The organism is Tsukamurella sp. II2bb, from assembly GCF_057815145.1.
The window spans coordinates 284,276-304,966 of sequence record NZ_JBYPZI010000001.1 but is presented as its reverse complement, the minus strand read 5'-3'; the positions used below and the strand labels follow the sequence as shown (position 1 = coordinate 304,966).

18 protein-coding genes are annotated in these 20,691 nt (G+C 67.0%); 13 read left to right on the top strand and 5 right to left on the bottom strand.

The window, feature by feature from the left end; all coding sequences use genetic code 11:
- Positions 1–19: 19 nt before the first annotated feature.
- Genes AC21LY_RS01550 through AC21LY_RS01515 form a run of 8 tightly spaced genes read left to right on the top strand, consistent with a single transcriptional unit; the run spans position 20 to position 10,171 of the window.
- Entirely contained in the window at positions 20–1,447 is a 1,428-nt protein-coding gene (locus AC21LY_RS01550) for an APC family permease (RefSeq protein WP_489044381.1), read from the top strand.
- A 48-nt stretch (positions 1,448–1,495) separates the two neighbouring features.
- Complete coding sequence (locus AC21LY_RS01545; protein WP_489044380.1) at positions 1,496–2,140, top strand: hypothetical protein; 645 nt, start codon at positions 1,496–1,498, stop codon at positions 2,138–2,140.
- Positions 2,133–3,497, top strand: a complete 1,365-nt coding sequence (locus AC21LY_RS01540; protein ID WP_489044379.1) for a glutamine synthetase family protein — start codon at positions 2,133–2,135, stop codon at positions 3,495–3,497. Before AC21LY_RS01545 ends, AC21LY_RS01540 begins: the two co-directional genes overlap by 8 nt.
- Positions 3,494–4,255, top strand: a complete 762-nt coding sequence (locus tag AC21LY_RS01535) for a gamma-glutamyl-gamma-aminobutyrate hydrolase family protein (protein WP_489044378.1) — start codon at positions 3,494–3,496, stop codon at positions 4,253–4,255. Before AC21LY_RS01540 ends, AC21LY_RS01535 begins: the two co-directional genes overlap by 4 nt.
- Positions 4,252–6,678 (top strand): AMP-binding protein, encoded by a 2,427-nt coding sequence (locus AC21LY_RS01530; protein WP_489044377.1) that lies wholly within the window; start codon positions 4,252–4,254, stop codon positions 6,676–6,678. Before AC21LY_RS01535 ends, AC21LY_RS01530 begins: the two co-directional genes overlap by 4 nt.
- Positions 6,675–7,793, top strand: a complete 1,119-nt coding sequence (locus tag AC21LY_RS01525) for a Zn-dependent alcohol dehydrogenase (RefSeq protein WP_489044376.1) — start codon at positions 6,675–6,677, stop codon at positions 7,791–7,793. The genes AC21LY_RS01530 and AC21LY_RS01525 overlap by 4 nt, the downstream gene beginning before the upstream one ends.
- The gene (locus tag AC21LY_RS01520) at positions 7,790–9,256 is read left to right on the top strand and encodes an aldehyde dehydrogenase family protein (RefSeq protein WP_489044375.1); all 1,467 of its coding nucleotides are present in this window, start codon (positions 7,790–7,792) and stop codon (positions 9,254–9,256) included. The genes AC21LY_RS01525 and AC21LY_RS01520 overlap by 4 nt, the downstream gene beginning before the upstream one ends.
- Before the next feature lie 36 nt (positions 9,257–9,292).
- Positions 9,293–10,171 (top strand): NAD(P)-binding domain-containing protein, encoded by an 879-nt coding sequence (locus AC21LY_RS01515; RefSeq protein WP_489044374.1) that lies wholly within the window; start codon positions 9,293–9,295, stop codon positions 10,169–10,171.
- Between the two features lie 42 nt (positions 10,172–10,213).
- On the opposite strand, the gene AC21LY_RS01510 is transcribed toward AC21LY_RS01515, so the two are convergent.
- Positions 10,214–11,434: a PucR family transcriptional regulator gene (locus tag AC21LY_RS01510; RefSeq protein WP_489044373.1), complete on the bottom strand. Its 1,221-nt coding sequence runs from the start codon at positions 11,432–11,434 to the stop codon at positions 10,214–10,216.
- Between the two features lie 105 nt (positions 11,435–11,539).
- On the opposite strand from AC21LY_RS01510, the gene AC21LY_RS01505 reads away from it, so the two are divergent.
- The 5 genes from AC21LY_RS01505 (at position 11,540) to AC21LY_RS01485 (ending at position 16,156) form a co-directional block, all read left to right on the top strand.
- Positions 11,540–12,178, top strand: a complete 639-nt coding sequence (locus tag AC21LY_RS01505) for a TetR/AcrR family transcriptional regulator (RefSeq protein WP_489044372.1) — start codon at positions 11,540–11,542, stop codon at positions 12,176–12,178.
- A 184-nt stretch (positions 12,179–12,362) separates the two neighbouring features.
- The gene (locus AC21LY_RS01500) at positions 12,363–13,199 is read left to right on the top strand and encodes a phytanoyl-CoA dioxygenase family protein (RefSeq protein ID WP_489044371.1); all 837 of its coding nucleotides are present in this window, start codon (positions 12,363–12,365) and stop codon (positions 13,197–13,199) included.
- The gene (locus AC21LY_RS01495; protein ID WP_489044370.1) at positions 13,196–13,630 is read left to right on the top strand and encodes a RidA family protein; all 435 of its coding nucleotides are present in this window, start codon (positions 13,196–13,198) and stop codon (positions 13,628–13,630) included. Before AC21LY_RS01500 ends, AC21LY_RS01495 begins: the two co-directional genes overlap by 4 nt.
- A gap of 59 nt (positions 13,631–13,689) precedes the next feature.
- Entirely contained in the window at positions 13,690–15,168 is a 1,479-nt protein-coding gene (locus AC21LY_RS01490) for an MFS transporter (protein WP_489044369.1), read from the top strand.
- Positions 15,169–15,184: 16 nt separating this feature from the next.
- Complete coding sequence (locus AC21LY_RS01485) at positions 15,185–16,156, top strand: hypothetical protein (protein WP_489044368.1); 972 nt, start codon at positions 15,185–15,187, stop codon at positions 16,154–16,156.
- A 361-nt stretch (positions 16,157–16,517) separates the two neighbouring features.
- Here the strand turns inward: AC21LY_RS01485 and AC21LY_RS01480 are convergent, their stop codons facing one another.
- From AC21LY_RS01480 to AC21LY_RS01465, 4 genes are all read right to left on the bottom strand, one after another.
- The gene (locus tag AC21LY_RS01480; RefSeq protein ID WP_489045401.1) at positions 16,518–17,360 is read right to left on the bottom strand and encodes an alpha/beta fold hydrolase; all 843 of its coding nucleotides are present in this window, start codon (positions 17,358–17,360) and stop codon (positions 16,518–16,520) included.
- Positions 17,361–17,457: 97 nt separating this feature from the next.
- Positions 17,458–18,081, bottom strand: a complete 624-nt coding sequence (locus tag AC21LY_RS01475; RefSeq protein ID WP_489044367.1) for a histidine phosphatase family protein — start codon at positions 18,079–18,081, stop codon at positions 17,458–17,460.
- 102 nt (positions 18,082–18,183) lie between these two features.
- Complete coding sequence (locus AC21LY_RS01470; RefSeq protein WP_489044366.1) at positions 18,184–19,644, bottom strand: flavin-containing monooxygenase; 1,461 nt, start codon at positions 19,642–19,644, stop codon at positions 18,184–18,186.
- A 110-nt stretch (positions 19,645–19,754) separates the two neighbouring features.
- The gene (locus tag AC21LY_RS01465; RefSeq protein WP_489044365.1) at positions 19,755–20,660 is read right to left on the bottom strand and encodes a phytanoyl-CoA dioxygenase family protein; all 906 of its coding nucleotides are present in this window, start codon (positions 20,658–20,660) and stop codon (positions 19,755–19,757) included.
- Between the last annotated feature and the right edge of the window lie 31 nt (positions 20,661–20,691).

The following is a 20,691-nucleotide window of genomic DNA, read 5'->3' as shown; positions in this document are numbered from 1 at the left end:
CTCGAACGGAGCATTCGCCATGACTCAGCAGCGCGAAGTGCCGATACCGCAGGTCGGCGCCGGTCTCGAGCGGACGCTCGGCGTCCCGCAGATCGTCTTCATGGTGGTGGCGTTCGCCGCCCCTTTGACGGTTTTCGCCGGGCTGATCCCGCTCATGCTCGGCACCGGCAACGGCATCGGCACCCCCGTCGACTTCGTGATCGTCGGGATCGTGCTGGTGCTGTTCACCGTCGGCTACTCCGCGATGACCCCCGAGGTCCGGAACGCCGGCGCCTTCTACTCGTACGTCCAGCGCGGCCTCGGCACCACCGTCGGCCTCGGTGCCGCGGCGCTCGCCCTGGTCACCTACGCCGTCCTGATCGTCTCCGTGACGGGCTACCTCGGTGCCGCCGCCCGCAACGTGATCGTCACGTTCACCGGGGTATCGGTGCCGTGGTGGATCCTCTCCGCTGCCGGGCTCGCGGCGATCGGCTACCTGGGCTACCGCAACGTCGAGGTGAGCGCCCGCGTGCTCGGTGTTCTGCTGGTCGCGGAGATCGGGATCGTCGCGCTGGTCGACCTCGCGATCGTGCTCCGCGGCGGCGCGGACGGCCTCTCGGCCCAGCCGCTCTCCTGGAGCGCGTTCACCAGCGGCGCCACCGGAACCGGGATCATGTTCGCGGTCTTCGGATTCGTCGGCTTCGAGGCGACCGCGGTGTTCCGGTCCGAAGCGAAGGACCCCGACCGCACCGTGCCCCGCGCCACCTACATCGCGGTGATCCTCATCGCCGTGATCTACGCCTTCTCCTCGTGGGCGATGATCAACGGTCTCGGGGTGTCCCGCGCCGCCGAGCTCGCCGGGCAGGACCCCGAGGGGCTCGCGCCGGGGCTCGCGACGCGCTACGTCTCGCAGGTCGCGCACGACGGCGTGCAGGTGCTCCTGGTCACCAGCTTCTTCGCGTGCATCCTCACCGCGCATAACGTGGTCTCGCGGTACCTGTTCGCCCTCGGCCGGCAGGACGCACTGCCCCGGCGTCTCGGCGAGGTGCACCCCGTGCACCGGTCGCCGCACGTCGCGTCGCTCCTCACCTCCGCGGTGATCAGCGTGCTCGTCGCGGTCACCGCGATCGCCGGCCTCGACCCCGTCACGCAGGTCTACGCGTGGTTCGGCGGCGCCGGGACGCTCGGGCTGATCACGCTGCTGGCCCTCACCTCGGCCGCGATCGTGGTGCACTTCCTCCGGGAGCGGACGACGAGCCTGTGGCGCGGCACCGTCGCTCCCGTCCTCGCGCTCGCCGCACTCGGGGCCATCCTCGTGCTGGTCGTGAGCAACTTCGACGTACTCATCGGCTCGGCCACCCTCGCCGACGTCTTCCTCGCCGTACTGGCCGCCGCGTTCGTCGCCGGCCTCCTGTGGGCGCTCGCGCTGCGCCGCAGCCGGCCGGACGTGTACGCGACCCTCGAGTGACTCCGGCCACGCACAGCGGGCCACCCCCTCCAGAAAGTAGAAAACGCCATGGAAACCACCATTCCCCCAGCCGGGGTCGCGAATGCCGTCCGGATCTCGATCGACGACGACGCGACGCCGATCGTCCGCCTCATCGGCCGGATCCTGCGGGACGCGAGGCGGACCGGCCACGCGGCCGACGTGCTCGGCCGCGGTTCCGGATCCGTCGCCATCCGCTCCCACTCGACCCCGCAGGCCGCCACCGTCACCTTCACCGACGGCCTCGTCGCCGTCACCGGAGGTGTCTTCGCCCCTGTCGACGCCACCGTGGTCGTCGACCTCGACAGCCGGTGCGCACGGGTCGATGCCGAAGGCGATGCAGACCTCGCCGATGCGATGCTCCGCGCGCTGCAAGTCCCCCTGCCCGATTGGCAGGAGGCGGGTGCCCGCTTCTGGGATCAGACCCGCGCCATCCCCGGCATGCCCGACGTGTTGACCGTGGTTGCCCGCGGAATCGAGGGCGAGCACGAGGCGAGGTTCGGCGTCGGGGACGTCGCCTATCGCATCGTCGGCAGCGCAGACGCACTGGCCGGATTCTTCACCGGCAACGATTTCCTGTTCACCGCCCTGGAGCGCGGCCTGCGGGTCCAGGGTTCTCTCGCGCAGCTGTCGGTCATGACCGCTGCCTCCTGGAAGGCCCGTTACGATGTCTGATCCCAACCGGTCCGGAGCCGGTGCACCCGGCGCGGCCAAGGCCTACCGCGTGGAGGCGACCAACCACGACGGCACCTTCATGGGCAAGAACGTTACGCCCGCGAAGTTCGCGTCGGGCCGGGAATCCGGCTTCGCCTTCGCCGACGTGCTGTTCGCCATCGACATGGGCACCGAGATCGTGTTCGGCGACGCCTACCCCGAGTGGCGCGGCAATCTCTACGACATCTCCCTGATCCCCGACATGAGCACGCTGGTGCGGTGGAAGCCCGGCGTCGACTCCGTGATCGGCGACTTCTGGATGAAGGACGGCCGCCCCGTGCCGATCTGCCCGCGGAACATGGTGCGCGGCCTGATCGACCGGCTCGCAGGCCTGGGCTACACCGCCACTGTCGCCGTGGAGATCGAGACGACGCTGTTCGAGGAGTCGATCCAGGAGGCCAGGGCGCGCGGCTACCGCGACCTCACCGCGCTGGGCGGCGACACCGGCTCCACCTACAACCTCGCGCGGTCGGCGGACTGGATCGAGTACATGGAGGCCGTCACCGACCGCCTGGACGAGCTCGGCATCGTCTGGGAGGCCTGGACCGACGAGGCGGCGCCCGGCCAGACCGAGCTGAACATCGCTCCCACCGAGCCGCTGGCGCTCGCCGACGCATGGGTGCGGACCAAGCAGGTCATGCGCGAGATAGCTTGCGAGAAAGGCCATTCGGTCACCTTCATGGCCAAGCCGACCGCCGGTTTCGGGCAGGGCGCGCACATCAACCTGTCGCTGCAGCGCGACGGCGTGAATCAGTTCTACTCCCCCGACGGCCCGTCCGAGGTGATGCTGCAGGCGGTGGGCGGCCTCATGGCGACGATGGCCGGGAACACCCTGCTCGCGCTGCCGCAGATCACCTCGTACCGCCGGCTCGTGGACGTGTCCGGGCCGCCGACCACCATCTCATGGGGCGTGAACAACAAGACCGCCGCGCTGCGCGCCATCGCCGGTCACCCGAAGTACTCGCGGCTGGAGTACCGCGTGCCCGGATCGGATGTGAATCCGTACTACGCCCTCGCAGGCGTCCTCGCGGGTGTCGTCGCGGGCATCGAGCGGAATATACTGGCCCCGCCGCAGGTCGACGACATGGCGTGGTGCCTACCCGACGACTGCGGTGTCGAGCGCATCCCCGACTCCATCACCAAGGCGATCACCGCACTCGACCGCGACGAGATCCTCCGCGAGTACCTCGGCGACGAGTTCGTGGACTTCTGGACGGCGTCGCGGCGCTGGGAGTGGATGGAGTTCCACACCAAGGGCGGCGACCCGTACGCCGAACTCTCCGAGTGGGAGTCCCGACGCTACTTCGAGTTCTCATGAGCCGCCGGCCACTGATCGGAATCACCGGCCGCCGCTTCGAACTGAGCCTGATCGCCGGATCCGACCCCCGCTACGGCGCGGCGTGCATGGACTCGTTCATGTCCGCGTTCGCGACCCGCATCGCGCAGGCCGGCGGCGTGCCGGTGCACCTGCCCTACGACGCCGCCCCCGACGACGCCTGCGAGTGGCTGTCGGGCGTGGTGATCACCGGCGGGCAGGACGTCCACCCCTCCCTCTGGGGCGGCGACACCTCCGTCGTCCGCGACGTGGACCCGCGCACCGACACAAATGCGCACGACCCGGAACGCGACGAGTACGAATTCGCCCTCACCCGTACGGCCATCGACCGCGGCATCCCGCTGCTCGGCGTGTGCCGGGGACTGCAGGTGCTCAACACCGCACTCGGCGGGACGCTGATCGCGGACCTCCCACCGGGACCGATCCCGCACCTGTCACCGCAGGCCGCCCCCACCGACGGCGACGCCGTCCACGTGGTGCGGTTCGAGCCCGGCTCGACCGCCGCGCGGGTCTTCGGCCCCAGCATGACCACCAACTCGTGGCACCACCAGGCCGTCGACCGGTGCGGCAGCGGCCTGATCGTCACGGGCCGGACGTCCGATGGCGTCGTCGAGGCTGTCGAGATGCCCGGCGCACCGATCCTCGGCGTGCAGTGGCATCCCGAGTGGATGGACAGCGACGACCCGGCGATGAGTTGGATCGTCGACGAATCGAAGAGCCGACAGGAGGCCTGGCAGTGACCACCACATCGCACACCGACGACGTCGGGCGGCGGATCGCCGTCGACCCGAGCGAGCTCGGCGACGCCCCGCGGATCGGCACCGTCACCGGACTTCTGGCCGACGGTGCCGCCCGCACGCCGGGCGCGGAGCTGCTGCGGTTCGGCGACGAGTCGTGGACGTACGAGCAGGCCGACGCGGCGTCGTCGCGGCTCGCGCACCTGCTGATCTCGGACCACGGCATCGTCCCGGGAGACCGGGTCGCGATCATGCTGCCCAACATCGCCGGCTGGCCACTCACCTGGTTCGCCGTGCTCAAGGCCGGCGCGGTCGCCGTGCCGGTCAACTCCGCCTACCGCGCGGCCGACCTGCGGTTCGTGCTAGAGGACTCCGGCACCCGCGTGATCGTGACCGATGCGGACCACCTGCCGCTGGTGCGCGAGGTGATCGCGAGCGATCCGGCGGTCGCCGGCGTCGGCGTGGTCGACATCGCGGAGACCACCGGCACCGAACACCCGTCGACCGCCCCCGCCGTGGACATCCGCCCGGACACCCTCGCGAACCTGCAGTACACGTCGGGCACCACCGGATTCCCGAAGGCGTGCATGCTTACGCACGACTACTGGACCCGGATCGGCTGGACCTGCGCCGGAGCCGCCGGCCTCGGCCCCGACGACGTGCTGCTGACGGCACAGCCCTTCTCGTACATGGACCCGCAGTGGAACACCGTGCTGGCGTTGACGACCGGCGCACCGCTGGTGGTGCTGCCGAAGTTCTCGGCGTCCGGCTTCATGCGCGACGTGCGCCTCCACGGCGCGACGTTCTGCTACGTGCTCGGCTCGATGCCGACATTGCTGTTCAAGCAGCCGCCCGGCCCTGACGACCGGGACAACCGGCTGCGCGCGGTATTCTGCTCCGCGATCCCCGTGGCGCTGCACGCCCAGCTCGAACAGCGCTGGGGCGCGCCCTGGCGTGAGGTCTTCGGGATGACCGAGAGCGGCATCGACATGATCAGCCCGTTCGACGACACCGCCGCCGTCGGCAGCGGAACACTCGGAAACCCGATGCCCACCAAGCAGGTCCGGATCGTCGACGCCGACGGCGCCGAGGTCCCAGCCGGAACACCGGGCGAGCTGACCGTAGCCGGCGCGCCGATGATGCTCGGCTACTGGAACCGCCCCGAGGAGACCGCGCGGACCCTGCGCGACGGCCGCCTGCACACCGGCGACCTGGCCGTCAAGGACGAGCACGGTGGGATCCGCCTCGTCGGCCGCCTCAAGGACATGGTGCGGCGCGGTGGGGAGAACGTGGCCGCCGCGGAGGTGGAGGCCGCGCTCGAGCGCGACGACGCCGTGGTCGCGACCGCGGTGGTCGCTGAACCCGACGACGTACTCGGCGAGGAGGTCAAGGCCTTCGTGCAGCTCGCGGCGGGCGTCGCCGCGGACCGCTCCACCGCCGAGGCGATCGTCGCCAGCGTCGCCGAACGCCTCGCCCGCTTCAAGGTGCCGCGCTACGTCGAATTCGTCGCGGACTTCCCGCGCACCCCGTCCGAGCGGGTGTCCAAACCCGCACTCAAAGCCCGCGCCGCGCAGGCCCCCGGCACCGTGTACGACCTGCGCACGCCGGCACCATCGAACAAGGAGAACCAGGTGGAAGGCACCGACCAGGCGACCGAGCACGTGCTCGTCGAGGTGACCCGAGAGGTCGCCGTCATCACGCTGCGCCGCCCCGAGAAGCTGAACGCGCTGACTGCGCCGATGCGCCGGCACCTCTCCGCGCTGATCCGCGAGTACGGCGCCGGCGACAAGGCCAGGGGCATCGTACTCACCGGAACCGGGCGCGCGTTCAGTGCGGGCGAGGACCTCGCCGCCGCGCCCACGTCCTTCGCGGAGATGCGGGAGAGTTTCGAGAGCTTCCACGACGTGACCCGCGCCGTGATCGAGACCCGGGTGCCCGTGATCGCGGCGATCAACGGCATCGCCGTGGGCGGTGCGTCGGAGATCACCCTGTGCTGCGACGCCCGGCTGGGCACGCCCCAGACCGAGTACTACCAGCCCGAGAACGGACGCGGCCTGACCATCTCCAACGCGTCCAGCATCCTGCTGCCCCGCATCGTCCGCGGACACGCGATGCGGATGGTCCTGGCCTCCGAGCGCGTCGGCGCCGACGAGGCACTGGAGATCGGCCTGCTCGACGAAATCGTCGAACCGGAAGCACTGCTGGACCGCGCCATTGACACCGTGCACGCGTGGACCCCCGAGGGCGTCAACAACACCGCCCTGCACCTCGAGCTGCTGCGGCCGTCGATCGAGGAGATCGAGCGCGCCTTCGAGCGCGAGGACGCGGCGGCCGACGAGTCCTGGAACAGCGGCGCGTTCACTGCTGGTGTCCAGGGCTTCTGGGACGCACGCACACCCGCCACCGCGAACGGAGCGAACCGATGATCACCACCCGCGCCGCCGTGCTCACCGAGGTGGGCCGGCCTCTGCACCTGACCGACATCCACGTCGACGATCCCGAGCCGCACGAGGTCCGCGTCGCCGTCACGCACGTGGGGCTGTGCCACAGCGACCTGCACTATATGACCGGCACCGTCGAATCCGAGGTACCGGTCGTCGTCGGGCACGAGGTCGCGGGCGTCGTCGAGTCGGTCGGCTCCGCCGTCACCGACCTGAAGCCCGGCGACCGCGTGACCGGCGCACTGACCCCGTCGTGCGGGCAGTGCGCGAACTGCAACGCCGGCCGGTCCACCCAGTGTCAGCGGCAGACGGAGATCCGGCGCAGGCCGCGGCCCGCGTACTCGCTTCCCGACGGGACGCCCGTGGCCCGCCTCGGCGACGTGGGCGCGTTCTCCGAGCACATCCTTCTCCGCGCGAACGCCGCTGTGAAGCTGCCCGACGACGTGCCCACTCGCGTCGGCTGCCTGCTCTCCTGCTGCATCGTGACCGGCGTCGGCGCGGTGTTCCGTGGGGCGCAGGTGCGCCCGGGTTCCACCGTCGCGGTGATCGGCTGCGGAGGAGTCGGTTCGGCCATCATCCAAGGCGCGCGGCTGGCCGGCGCGTCCGCGATCGTCGGTATCGACCTCGACGACGCCCGGCTCAAGGCCGCACACGAGTACGGCGCCACGCACACCATCAACGGTGCGGGCGACGTGCAGGCCGAGATCACCGAACTGCTCGGCGACGGCGTGGACTACGCCTTCGAGGCCGTCGGGTCGGCGCGCACCGCCGCGACCGCGCTCGCGATCGTGCGGGCCACCGGCACAGCGTGCCTGGTGGGCATCGCACCCGACGACACCGACGTGCCCGTCCCCGCCTCCGACTTCTTCTTCAGCGAGAAGCGACTGATCGGCTCGTACATGGGCTCCGGCCAGGCGCGCGAGGACATCGGGCAGTTCGCCCGCCTGTACCAGCAGGGCCGACTGCTGCTCGACGAGATGGTCACGGCCGTCATCCCGTTCGAGGAGATCAACGAAGGCTTCGAGGCCATGAAATCGGGCGACGTCACGCGGATCGTCGTCGCCATGCCCACCAGTTCCGAGACCGAGGTGACCCAGTGACCACCGAAACCACCACCACCCTCCCCCAGCCCCGCAGCTACATCGCCGGGGAGTGGGTCGAGTGCGAGACGCTCGACAGCTGGAACGTCGACCCGAACACCGGCGAGCCCGTGCACCGCACGGTGACTACGACCCACGCCGATCTGGACCGGGCGCTGGACCTCGCGCAACGCGTCTACGACGCGACGGATTTCACCGCCGACGAATTCCGGATCGACCGCGCCGAGGCGCTGGAACGGGCCGCGGCGAACGTCGAGCAGCGGCTCGAGGAGATCGCGCGCGTCGACGCCCTCACGAGCGGCACAGCGATCGGCGCCACTCGCAAGCTGGCGGCGTTCCTCCCCGACCGCCTGCGCGGCGCGGCTGCTGAGGCGCGGAACATCGCCCGGGTCACCGCTCTCCCCGCGGGCGGCCGCGACGTTCGGCTGCACCGGATCCCGTGGGGCCCTGCGGCGATCCTCACCCCGTGGAACGGCCCCAGCTTCATCCCGGCGGCGAAGGTCGCGAGCGCGATTGCCGCCGGCTGCCCGGTGCTGCTCAAGCCTTCCGAGCACGCACCCGCGAGCGCGCAGGTGATCGCCGAGTGCTTCGTCGACGCCGGCCTGCCCGACGGTGCCCTCCAGCTCGTGCACGGCACGGGCGACATCGGCGCTGCACTGACGGGCGACCGTCGGGTCCAGGTCGTGTCGTTCACGGGCGGCCCGGGGGCGGGACGGGCGATCGCCCGCGCCGCGGCGGAGGACTTCAAGGTCCTGCAGTTGGAGCTGGGCGGCAACAACCCGGTGATCGTGCTCGACGACGCCGATCTCGACGTGACCGCCGACGGGATCCTCACGGGCATGACGAATCTCAACGGCCAGTGGTGCGAGGGACCGGGCAAGGTGCTCGCGCCGCAGCACCTGGTGCAGCCGCTCCGCGAGGCGCTGGGCGAACGCATCGCGAAGCTGCGCATCGGGCACTCGCTGGACGAGACCACCGACATCGGCCCGATCTCCAACGAGCCGCACTTCCGCACGCTGCGGCAGCGGATCGACGGCCTACGCGCCCTCGGGGCCGAGATCGACCAGCCGGGCGAGCTGCCTGCGCTGGCGGGGTTCTTCCTATCGCCCACCGTCGCCACCGGGTCCGACCCCGACCGCACGACGGCGGAGCTGTTCGGGCCGGTCGTCTCGCTGCACGGCGTGGACTCTGAAGCAGAGGCGCTGCGCGCGGCGAACGCGCACCCGTCGGGCCTGGACGCGTACGTCTTCGGCACCGACACCGACCGCGCGATCGCCGTCGGCGCCCGGATCAAGTCCGGCGAGGTGCGCGTCAACGGCGCCAAGGTCGCCGACCTCGGCGACGACTCCGCGCAGAGCTTCTGGGGCCCGTCCGGGATCGGCGGCCACGGCCCGGCCGAGTCGATCCGGGTGTTCTGCGGCGACCGCGTGGTGGGCGTCGACTCACCGGATCTGCCGATGTAGGCCGTGACCGGACTCGAACGAGAAGGAGAAGCACCGATGGAGAAGAACACCACCCATGACGTCACGGTGCTCGGCTGCGGGCTGATGGGCGCCGCACTCGCACGCGCACTTGCCGGTGCCGGCCACAGCGTCGCCGTGTGGAACCGGACGCACGCTAAGGCCGAGGCGCTGGCGAGCGAGGCGATCACACCCGTGCGGGAGGTCGCCGACGCGGTCGGCGCCGCGCCGCTCGTGCTGGTCTGCCTGTCCACCTACGACGACGCGCTCGCCGTCCTGCGGGACGTGCCCAACTGGACCGGCGTCACGCTCGTCAACGTGGGCAGTGGCACTCCCGTTGAGGTCGAGTCGTTCGGAGAGTGGGCCCGCGGACGCGGCGCCGACTACCTGGACGGCTCGATCCTCAGCTACCCCGCCGACATCGGCACCGAGGCGGCGGCGATCCTCTACTCCGGATCCGAACCCGCCTGGGCCGCACACGGCGAGACGCTCATGGCCCTGACGCCGATGTCGGTGTGGGTGTCGACGGAGGACAGGACGGCGAGTGTCCTGAACACAGGACTCATCGGCATGTTCCTTGTGCCCGCTGTCAGCGCGTACGTCGAGGCGGCGACCTACATGCTCGGGCAGGGCGTCGATCGGTCGCTCCTCGACGACCTGGCGCCGGCTGTGTTCGCATCCATCCAGGCGGAGACCGCCAGGGCCGCCGCCGCGATCGACGGCAACGACTTCGCGACGGACCAGGCCACGATCGCGACGTACGCGCAGGGCCTCGACGGTGCCGCCGCCATCATGGCGGAAGCCGGGATCCGGGCCCGCGTGTTCATGGCCGCCGTCGAGAACCTCAACGCCGCCGTCGACGCCGGCCTCGGCGATCTCGGCTTCGCCGCCCAGGCGAAGCTCGTCGCCCTGGGGTGACACCGAGGCCGAAGGCCCGGGTCGAGGACGCCGCGGGTGTCGTCAGTCGCGCAGCTGCACGAGCATGAGCGCGGCGACGACGCTCGCGGCGTTCTCCGCGAGCGGCACGGGCAGGAGCTGGTCCGCCCGCGCCAGCCTCCGCTCGACGGTGTTCCTGTGCGTGAACAGGCGCTCGGCGGCGGCAGAGCCGTTGAACCGCTCCTGGACGTAGGTGAGCACCGTCTCGCGGAGTGCGGGATCGGCGGTGGCCAGATCGCCCAGCGTGTCGGCGACGAACTGGTCGGCCTGCGCCATGTCGGCGGTGAGCACAGAGACCAGGGCGACGTCCTCGTAGCGCACGACGGTCCGGTTGGAGCCGAGCCGGGCCAGCATCCGTTGGGCGGAAGCCGCGTCGAGGTGGCTGCGGCGGAATCCTTCGAGGTCCTTCCCCGGGCGGCCGAACGCGAGGTGGATTCCCGGTGTTTCGGCGACGATCTGTTCGGCGACCTCGGCCGGGGGGATCACATGCGCTGGGACCCACACCCACAGGGCCGTGGTACTCGCGTTGAGCGTGAGCCGGCGCCCGGCCCCGCACATCCGCATCACCGCCTCCGCCGCTGTGTCGAGGACCGCAGCCTCGTCTGCCGAATCGCTCCAGATGATCGCGGCCACGTGATCCCCCGTCAGCGCGTAGCCGAGGCGCGATTCCGCCCTCGCGCGACCGATCGGCGCGCCCTCGAGGAGCAGCTGGACTGTGGCGTGGCGTTCGGCGTTCGCCCCCTTGGCGAGAACGGCCCGCTCCTGCTCCACGAACTCGTCGAGCGCCGCGATCGAATCATCGATGAACGTCGCCGTCGACCGCTCCGACACCTTCATCAGATCTCTCAGCTCGTCGAGGTCACTGGTGGCGGCGAAGCAGCCGTCGACCCACATCGACCACGCCCCGTGCTGAGCACCGCGCCAGGAACCCAGGTCGTGCAGATCCAGCCCACGGCGCACCACGTCCCGGGCGAACTGCAGGATCTCCGGATCCGTGCTCGGCGGAACCCTCATGCCCGGATCCTGAATGTTCGCGGACAACCAGTGCAGCATATTGGTCCGGTTCATCCGCCGGTCGGCCTCGACGAGCTGCGGATCTTCGAGGAGGGCACGGTAGTCCGCGGACTGGTGCGCTGAGGCGCTCACCTCTTCAGCGGCCGCGTCGACCGCCGCGAGCATATGCTCGGCGACCTCGCGGATCAGCGCGGCGGTGCGCATGTTCGGGCGTGGCCAGGACGACTCCATCGTCGCACTGTAGCGCTGCGCGGGTTCGATCGGTTCGACTCCCACACACGACGTCCACGGTGTCCGATCTGGGTGCCGGACGCCCGGCCCTATAGGCTCTCTGCGATGGTCGAAGACTCGAACCCGGCTCGCGGCCGCGGTTCCGGTGCGCAGCGCGGGCGCCCTCCGGGAGATCACACCGAGCGGCGCGCAGAGCTGCTGCGCGCCGCGACGTCGATCATCGCCGCCGACGGCTACGGGGCGTGTTCGCTGCGGAAGGTCGCCGAGGCCGCGGGCTGCACCACGGGTGCTGTCACGTACTACTTCAAGAACAAGTCCGAACTGATCGCCGCGCTCGCCGAGCAGCGTTTCGACACCTACGAGAGCCTGGTGCATCCAGACGAGGAACGCGCAGGCGTCCGGTCGCTGCTCGAGCGCTGGCTCGCCATGACGGTAGGCGACCACGAGCAGTGGCCAGTCATGAGCCAGCTGGTGTCCTCCGCACGGCAGGAGCCCGCCCTCGCGGAGATCTTCCAGCGGCGGTACACGCGGTTCCGCGCGAAGCTCGCCGACACCATCCTCGAGGGCCAACGCCACGGCACCATCCGGGCGGACATCCGCGCGGACATCCTCGCCGAGAACGTCACCGGGATGGGCGACGGATGGGCGATGCTCGCCCCGGTCGAACCGGACCGGTTCACCCCCGCCCGGATCGACGAACTACTCGACGCGGTCGAAACCCTGCTGCGGCCCGCCGCGGTCTGACACCCCTCCCCATCAACGTCGCGCGCTCGCCGCGCGCGGCGTGCTTCGACGTGCCCACCGGCTGTCGCGGCGTGAACGCAAAGGTCAGGGCCGTTTCACTTTTTTCATAACAACTGTTGTGTAAATCCTCGGATCGCGCTACTGTGGCTCGCGTCACACCGTGAAACACACAGAAGGAGCAGCCATGTCAGTCACCGACGAGCAGATCCGCCAGTTCCGCGAGGACGGGATCACCGTCGTCCGGAACTGCCTCGACGAAGCACAGCTCGCGGCGTGCTACGAGACGTTCACGTGGAACGTCGCGAACCCCGGCCCGTACCACTTCCGGGCGCTCGAGGGGACGTCGCTCGCGACGCACATCGACAACGCGAACCCGCACTCGAAGGCAAAGCTCGACGCGCTGGTCCAGACGCTTCCGTTCGCCGGAATCTTCCAGCAGCTCTGGGGATCCGAGCACGTCTGGTACTTCGCCGAGGAGGTCTTCGTCAAGGAGGGCGGCAACAGCGGCCGCGGCCCGTTCCACCAGGACACCGCCAACCTCCCGTGGGCGGGCCCGCACTGGGGCAATGCGTGGATCTCGTTCCAGCACATCCCGAAGGCCAATTCACTCGAGGTCGTCCGCGGAAGCTGGGCCGGGATCGAGTACGACGGTTCGACGTTCGCCAACCCCGACGATCCGACGGAGCCGCTCCACAACGACGGCGTGCTGCCCCGTCTTCCACACATCGACAGGGACCTCGCTGCCGACCCCAACGCTTGGGACCTGGTTTCCTTCGAGGTGAACCCCGGCGACGTCGTCTTCCTCCATCCCCGCTCGATCCACGGCGGCGCACAGGTCGACGCTCAGACTCCGAACCGCCACACCCTGGTGCTCCGGTTCTTCGGAGACGAGTCGAGGTTCCGTGAGCTGCCGAAGACGAACCCCCGGTACGCCCGCAACGGCTTCCTCTTCGCCGACGAGATGGCCAAGCTCAACGAGGGTGACCTTTTCCGCTCTCCGATCTTCCAGCAGATCGCATGAGCGCGGCCCAGAGCATCCCGACCGCGCACCGGGCCCGCGAATTCTTCAATCCCGACGACCGAGCCCGGAAATACTACGACACACTCCATTTCGCCACGGCCACCCGGTATGGGGACCTCGTATGGATTTCCGGCCAGGTCGGGATCGACCCCACCACCGGGTTACCCGCCGAAGGCATCGAAGCCCAGGCCCGCCACGCCTTCGAGGGGGTGCGAACGGCGCTCGAAGCGGCCGGCTCGTCGCTCGCCAACATCATCGAACTCTCCACGTTCCATACGCACCTCTCCCGGGACTCCGCGACCTTCGCGAAGGTCAAAGACGAGTTTCTCGCTGAGCCGTATCCGTGTTGGACAGGTGTCGGCGTCACCGAGCTCGCGCGGCCGGAACTCCTCGTCGAGATCCGCGTCGTCGCGTTCGCCGACCCCGCCTGAGCCGCGCAGGCTCCACCTCCCCACGCGACCCCGGTCGCGATTTCCCAAGCGAGTGACCCATGTCCGAAATCCTCGTCCCCCACCACTCCGACGTCGCACGCGGTCGCGAAATCCTGGCCCGGATGGACCGCCTCCCCGTTCTCCGATCGCACCTCGTGTGGATCGTCCTGCTGGCGATCAACATGATGATCGAGTACTACGACAACGGCCTGAACATCCCGCTGGCCACCGAACTCCCGCGCGATCCCCGGACCGGCGTCGCGCCCGAGGGCGTCGGGAACGTGATCTCGATCTTCTACGCCGGCATGATCGCGGGCGCAATCGTGGGCGGCCGACTGGCCGACCGATTCGGCAGGCGCCCCGTCTTGATCTGGGGCACGGTGCTGTACTCGTGCGCCTCACTGGCGACGGCCGCATTCCCGCACTACGACACGCTACTGATATCGCGATTCGTCACCGGCATCGGCGTCCAGGCGGTGACCTCGGCGCTGGTGATGTACATCGCCGAACTCTTCCCCTCGGCGAAACGCGGCCGGTTCGTGGCGGTCTCGACGATCTCCTTCACCGTGACCGCGCCCGTCCTCGCAGCACTCGCGGCATTCATCCTCCCTGCCAACCCGCCGGGCGCGTGGCGGATCCTTCCCCTCGTGGGCGCAGTCGGGCTACTCGTGATCCCGTTCGTCCGCGTCGTGCTGCCTGAATCACCACGCTGGCTGGTGGCGAACGGCCGGGTCGATGATGCCGAGCGCCTCGTTGACCGACTTGAGAGCGAGGCACTGCAACGGGGCCACGAACTCGCTCCCGTCCAGCCTGTCGCCGAGAGCGACGGTGACCGGCCCGGGGTCCGCGCCCTGCTCACCAACCCCGCACTGATCAGGGTGGTCGCGGTCGTGGGGTTCGGCTGGTTCGGTGCCACACTGGGGCTGTACTTGTACCAGAATTTCATGGTCGACGTGCTCTACGCGATGCACCTGCACGCGGGGAGTGCCGAGGGCGCCGCACTGACCAGTTCCTATCGCGCGTATCTGATCTGGTCGTCGATCTACGTGATCACCCCCGTTCTCACGTTCGTCCTGATCAGCGTGCTCGAACGCAAGACTCTGATCCTCGTCGCCTCGATCGCCTCCGCCGCGGCGATCGCGGTCATGGGCTTCGGCGGCATCCCCGCCTACAACGTCGCGGCGGCGATCGCGACCGTCCTCACGGGCGTGGTGTTCTCGGCGTACTACGCCTACATACCCGAGGTCGTGCCCACGGAGGCCCGCGGCATCGCCTCGGGGGTCGTATTCGGCATCGGACGGGCAGGAGCCATGGTGACGGGCGTGCTATTCACCGCTCTGTACTACCCGGCCCCGAAGGGCACGTTCGGATTCGACCGCGCCGGGGTCATGCTCTTCGCCGCCGGGGCTTACCTGGTGGCCGCGATCGTCGTGGCCGCGCTAGGGCCGAAGACCGCGAGCCGGTCGCTCGAAGAGGTCGCGAGCCGGGAATTCCGCAACAAGGACAGTGAGGATCACAATGCCAAACCCGCGCACTGACAAGGAAACCCCATCGGTGAACTCAAGACGGATCGGGCTCTACGGCACGGGCCGTGCAGCCGCGCGAGTACTCGACGAGGTCCGCGCGAGCCGCCACCGGCTGACCGCCGCCGTCGTGTACCTCGACGCCGAGGCCGGACAGGACATCGGAACGCTCGTGGGCGGATCGCCAACCGGGGTGCGCACCACGAGCGACCTCGAGGCCGCGATCGGATCGGACACGTTCGACGTCCTGGTGTACTGCGGTCTTTCCGGTGACGTCCTCGACCGCGCGATCGACGCGTGCGCCACCCGCGGAGTCGATCTCGTCCACGCCAACTTCGTTCACCCGCGTGTGGTCATGCCTGCTCACCTGTTCGACGAGCTGGACGACCGGGCCCGCCGCACCGGAGCACGGATCGTCGGCACCGGGATGCTGCCCGGGTTCTGGCTCGACGTACTGCCGGCGCTGCTCACCAGCGCCCTGCCCGGTCCCGTCTCTGTCGAGGGGATCTCGCGCGCGGACATCACGTCCTGGGGATCGCAGGTCCTCACCGAAGAATTGGGCATCGGCCGTTCCCCGGATTCGCAGCCCGACGCGATCAGCGGCATGCTCCGCCAGTCTGCGACCATGATCGCGGAGGTCCTCGGACTCGAATCGACCGAAGCCACGGCATCGGGAGGGCCGATCACGGCGTCGGAGCCTTTCGAGGTCGCAGGCATCGACGTTCCCCGCGGTGCGTGCATCGGCTTCGATCGGAGCGCGACCGTGTCCGACTCGGGCGGCGAGCGCGTCCGAGTCTCCTGGACCGGGCTTCCCGCCGGCTACGGCCAGTTCACGACCAGCCTCACGGTCACCGCCACGGGCGCGGACGGCAGTGTGATCCGTCTCGACACCAAGCGCCCCGCCGACCCCTACCCGGGCACCGCCGCCCGCCTCGTCCACGCGGCGCGGGCCGTGGCGGACCTTCCCGGAGGGCTGCACACCACGATCGCGCTCCCGATCTGAACATGCGCCGGCAATGCCCAACTGCAACCCCCGCGATTGGAGAGCCACGGTCCTACCCGACCTCGCGCAGCCACGATAGATCGGGTGCATCCTGGGCCATCGAGAGGGTTCCCGTTCCGGTGTTCCGAACCAAGAAACCTCTCTGAACTGCGGAAACGGGGCGTGCGAATTCGCTGCAACGTTGACAGTCCTGACCGGCTGATCGACCGGTAAACGACGGCTGATGAGCCGCGACATCGTTGACACCGAAGGGCCGGCGCCATCAGCTAACGTTCACCACGACTCGTTGATCACTGCGCGACGCTGATCCGAACTCCACCACCAGGCGGTGCGCTGTCAGGCCTTCCCGCCACCTTCGAGTTCAGGCTAACGAAATATGTCCGACAACCAGATCCGCGATTCTCGGAGCGATCGACCTCGGAAGATGATGACCCATCCCCGGAATAACTACGTGCCGCGATCCCGGAATGGCTTCCGCTGTTGCGGCTCCGCCCGAGGGCGCGACGATCAGGTCCCGATCACCGTTTATCACCAGCGTCGGAACCGCGATACGGGAAACTTCGCTCGTACGATCGCCCGAGAGCTGAATCGCCTGAACCTGCCTAGCGACCCCAGCGGCCCGATCACCCTGCGAATGACGCCAAGACAACACCGCGTGCTCTGCCTCCTCAATCTCGTCGATGGGATAGCCGGTACCAGCTAAGTGCTCAACCATCCGTAGATGACCACGTACCGCTTCAGTTCGAGTCCGAGGCGGACGCGTGGACATCATCGCAATCGTTGAGAACGCCGCCTGGCCAACACGCCTATTGCCCGTCGTAGAGTAGACCGAGGTCAACGACGCTGTAAGCCTCGCGTAACGCGCAGCGACAGTCTGCGCGATCATCCCTCCCATCGAACGCCCAACAATGTGCACTGGACCGACACCGAGAACATCCAACACCCCGGCGGCGTCACGTGCCATGTCGACAAGTCCGTACGCGTCCCCCCGAGGGCGCGCAGCCAATCGTCGTAGCAGATTCGGTGCGGGCGTCGACATGAACGACGAGCGACCCGAGTCACGGTTATCTACACGAATAACCGAAAACCCCTTTGATGTCAGAGATGACACAAACGCAGGGGACCAGGTTGTCATGTCCTCACCCAGACCAGCTATCAGAAAAATGCGTGGATCGCTGGGGTTACCATCTACGCGATAGCACATTCTCTGACCAGAGTCTAGCGTTACGAAATCGCAAGCAAAGGTCTCCGCCACAACACGCTCCCACTTCGTCGCACAAGTATCTTCAGTCAAGCATTCCCTACAAGCGCGGCTTCCATTGCAAAACCTTCCAGCCGTCGCGGACGCTACCCTTCAACACGACATATCCGCCGTTACTTAGCCATTCGGTGTCAATATCCTTCTGAGTTACTCCCCGCGCGTTAATACCCACCCAGAACATGATCGTCATAGAATGCGCGAACACGATGGGCCGACTCTTGCCCTCTTCCTCAATCGAGCGAATGGCCGCGTCTACACGTTGATCAAATTCCCGGCCATTCTCCGAACCGGGTATCCGAGCATCAAGATCACCGGTGAGCCATTTGTAGTACGGGACATCTGCGAATTTTGTGTCGTGCTCCGGGGTCCCCTCGTATATCCCGCCCGGAATCTCCCTTACACCCGGGAGAATCCGGACGGCAAGCCCATGTCGAACACCTGTCGGCTCAGCGGTAAGACGCGCGCGAAGCATGTCCGAGGCGTAAATGCCATCAAAATCTTTGGACGCGAATCGATCCGCTACCTGTCTCGCCTGCGAGTAGCCCAGCGCAGTCAGCGTTGGACCAGGAACAGAGGTGTCGATCAGCCCAGATGCGTTCCCCGCCGACTCACCGTGCCGAACGAGTGTCAGAGTAATCTGGCCCGGAGAATCGGCTATGGCCATGCCCGCACCCATACCATGCATCCCGAGAATCAGCACCGCACTACACAACAGTGCACCCGCACGAGACCTAGAACCCAAACGCATAACAATCCTATCTTCAGCTCATGAGAAGTGTAAAAACTCGTCTACGAGAGGACCCTTCAGGGCCTTCATGTCTTCGGTGAAAGAGTTAGACATCTTCCACCGCCCCGTGCCCTGTTTAGGGTTCGATTCCGCCGCGCGCAATGCGTATCCCGATTTTAGATCCATTCCGGGACTCCTCGGCATCCTCGGATCGGCATCAACCCTGACCGACGTGAATCCACGCTCGTCCATGTAAGCCATGAGATCACATACATACCTGCAAAGAATACCAATCTTCAGTGTCCAGGATGATGTCGTGTAGCCTAGCGCGTTCGCCAGATTCGGCACGCCAGACAACAATGTTCCTCGATAGAACGTAAGATCTGCGATATCCAACCGCTCGCCGTCGACGATAATTTCGATACCACCCAATACGCGGACATTGAGTCCCGTTGCGGTGATGATGATATCAGCGTCAAGGTGTGGGCCCGTCTCCAGCTCGATCCCCATCTCGGTAATCCGAGAAATGCGGTCAGTGACTACAGATGCCGCTCCTGAACTGAGAACTTTAAAGAAGTCTCCGTCAGGACACACGCACAAGCGCTGGTCCCACGGATCGTACGGGGGGCTGAAGTGCGTATCGATATCAAAGCCCTCGGGAAGATTCTTCTTAGTGGCACGGCGAATAAGAGAGCGGCTCAACCCGGGGAATCGCCGGAAGGCCTTGACGGTCAACTGCGTTTCCCAGATGTTCTTCCACCTAGCCATCCGGTATCCGCGGTCAGGTCCAAACAGCTTCATCAGCAGCAGTGAGATCGGATCACTCTTCGGGGAACTCATGATGTAGGTCGGCGTACGCTGCAACATCGTCACGTGCTTAGCGGCGCCGGCCCCGACCGCCATCGAAGGAATCAGGGTGATCGCGGTAGCGCCACTTCCGATGACAACAACCTTCTTGCCGGAGTAATCGTAGTCACGTGGCCAATGCTGCGGATGAATAAGATCGCCTTTAAAATCCTCCTGCCCCGGAAGGTGGGGAGCGTAACCCTCGTCGTAACGATAGTACCCAGTACCAGCGAAGATCCAGTTCGCGGCTACTCGCTTCACGCCCTGAGGGGTATCGATCTCAAGGCGCCAAAGAGATTCATCGCTCGACCATGAAATTCGGCGAACAGAGTGGGACAGCCGCACAAGCTTCTCGAGGTCGTTCTCGACCAACGTGTCTCGAAGATAGTCGACAATCAGAGAGCCGTCCGCGATCGACGCGCTGTCGGTCCACGGCCTGAACTCGTATCCGAATGTATACAGCGTCGAGTCGGAGCGAATACCAGGGTACCTGAAGAGGTCCCAGGTGCCTCCAATATCGTCGCGGCCCTCAAAGATCAGTACCCGTTTGCCAGGAAACCTGCGCGCAAAATACCAGGCTGCGCCGACACCGGAGATACCGGCACCGATTATTGCAATATCGATCTGTTCGTCAGCCTCGGGAACTTGACTCATAACTCGCCCTTTCAACGTGCGCCAATTTACTCACGGAACTTCTCGACATCGAGTCGCATCACGACAGAGCGGACGCACCCTCTCGCCTCGGGACACGAAACCTCGGCTCCTCAGAGCTTTCTGCCGTCCAACCCCTGGTCGATTGTCTTGAAGCTCTCGTCAGCCAACAGTTTCATAGGGTCGGTCATTTGACCATCAATCATTACCCAACCTACAATAGTCGCCGACCAGCCCAGGTCACGCTGAATTTCAACGGGCAGTTGCCGAATCTCGTCTACGGAGTACGTAATGAACGGATTCTCCTCCTGGCGCAGGGAGTTTACGTCGTATCCCATGGTCAAGCCCACTCGGTACGAATCTTCAGTTACATTCTGACCGCCGCCGTGGTACGTTGAACCGATCCAGATCAACGCCGAACCCGCCTTCATTTCGGTCGGCACCGTTTCGTCGAGGGTTGGGGCCCGGTAATCATCCCACTTATGCGACCCAGGGATTACGAGCGTGCCGCCATTCTCAGCAGTGAAGTCCGTGATCGCGACCATGATCTGTACCCGCGCTTCACGACCGTACTCCGGATGACGCCACAACCAGGTGCTATCATCCCGGTGAAGCGCTTGCGCACCCTGCCCTGGACCGATCTTGATCCCCATCGTAGCCCCGATATGCTTATCGACGGGCACGTCGTAACTCTGCTCGCCAGCGAATACATGAGCAGGCTTGTTGAGAATCGTTTCCGCTACGCCGCGGTAGAGCGGGTTCATGGCCACGGTAACCATGTGACGCGTCTTGGCAAAGAGTCCGCCCACCCGCTTCGTCGCGTTACCCGAGAAGTCGTCACGACCGGTGCTCACCTCGTCGAAGTAAGGGGCTAGATCGGAGTCGATCTCGTCGACAACTGACTTATCGAATAGATCTTCGACGATTACTCCACCGTCGCGCATGATGATCGACACCGCGTCGTCAATCGGTGTATCAGCGCCGATGCGAGCGAGCTGTGGCTTCTCTGTCGTGGTCATGGGGATTTCCTTTCGGGATTGCTGAAGTGTC

Bases quoted from the DNA above. Each gene is read 5' to 3' on its own strand.
- AC21LY_RS01550 (WP_489044381.1), top strand. From the start codon at position 20: ATGACTCAGCAGCGCGAAGTGCCGATACCGCAGGTCGGCGCCGGTCTC.
- AC21LY_RS01545 (WP_489044380.1), top strand. From the start codon at position 1,496: ATGGAAACCACCATTCCCCCAGCCGGGGTCGCGAATGCCGTCCGGATC.
- AC21LY_RS01540 (WP_489044379.1), top strand. From the start codon at position 2,133: ATGTCTGATCCCAACCGGTCCGGAGCCGGTGCACCCGGCGCGGCCAAG.
- AC21LY_RS01535 (WP_489044378.1), top strand. From the start codon at position 3,494: ATGAGCCGCCGGCCACTGATCGGAATCACCGGCCGCCGCTTCGAACTG.
- AC21LY_RS01525 (WP_489044376.1), top strand. From the start codon at position 6,675: ATGATCACCACCCGCGCCGCCGTGCTCACCGAGGTGGGCCGGCCTCTG.
- AC21LY_RS01515 (WP_489044374.1), top strand. From the start codon at position 9,293: ATGGAGAAGAACACCACCCATGACGTCACGGTGCTCGGCTGCGGGCTG.
- AC21LY_RS01510 (WP_489044373.1), bottom strand. From the start codon at position 11,434: ATGGAGTCGTCCTGGCCACGCCCGAACATGCGCACCGCCGCGCTGATC.
- AC21LY_RS01505 (WP_489044372.1), top strand. From the start codon at position 11,540: ATGGTCGAAGACTCGAACCCGGCTCGCGGCCGCGGTTCCGGTGCGCAG.
- AC21LY_RS01500 (WP_489044371.1), top strand. From the start codon at position 12,363: ATGTCAGTCACCGACGAGCAGATCCGCCAGTTCCGCGAGGACGGGATC.
- AC21LY_RS01495 (WP_489044370.1), top strand. From the start codon at position 13,196: ATGAGCGCGGCCCAGAGCATCCCGACCGCGCACCGGGCCCGCGAATTC.
- AC21LY_RS01490 (WP_489044369.1), top strand. From the start codon at position 13,690: ATGTCCGAAATCCTCGTCCCCCACCACTCCGACGTCGCACGCGGTCGC.
- AC21LY_RS01480 (WP_489045401.1), bottom strand. From the start codon at position 17,360: ATGTGCTATCGCGTAGATGGTAACCCCAGCGATCCACGCATTTTTCTG.
- AC21LY_RS01475 (WP_489044367.1), bottom strand. From the start codon at position 18,081: ATGGCCATAGCCGATTCTCCGGGCCAGATTACTCTGACACTCGTTCGG.
- AC21LY_RS01470 (WP_489044366.1), bottom strand. From the start codon at position 19,644: ATGAGTCAAGTTCCCGAGGCTGACGAACAGATCGATATTGCAATAATC.
- AC21LY_RS01465 (WP_489044365.1), bottom strand. From the start codon at position 20,660: ATGACCACGACAGAGAAGCCACAGCTCGCTCGCATCGGCGCTGATACA.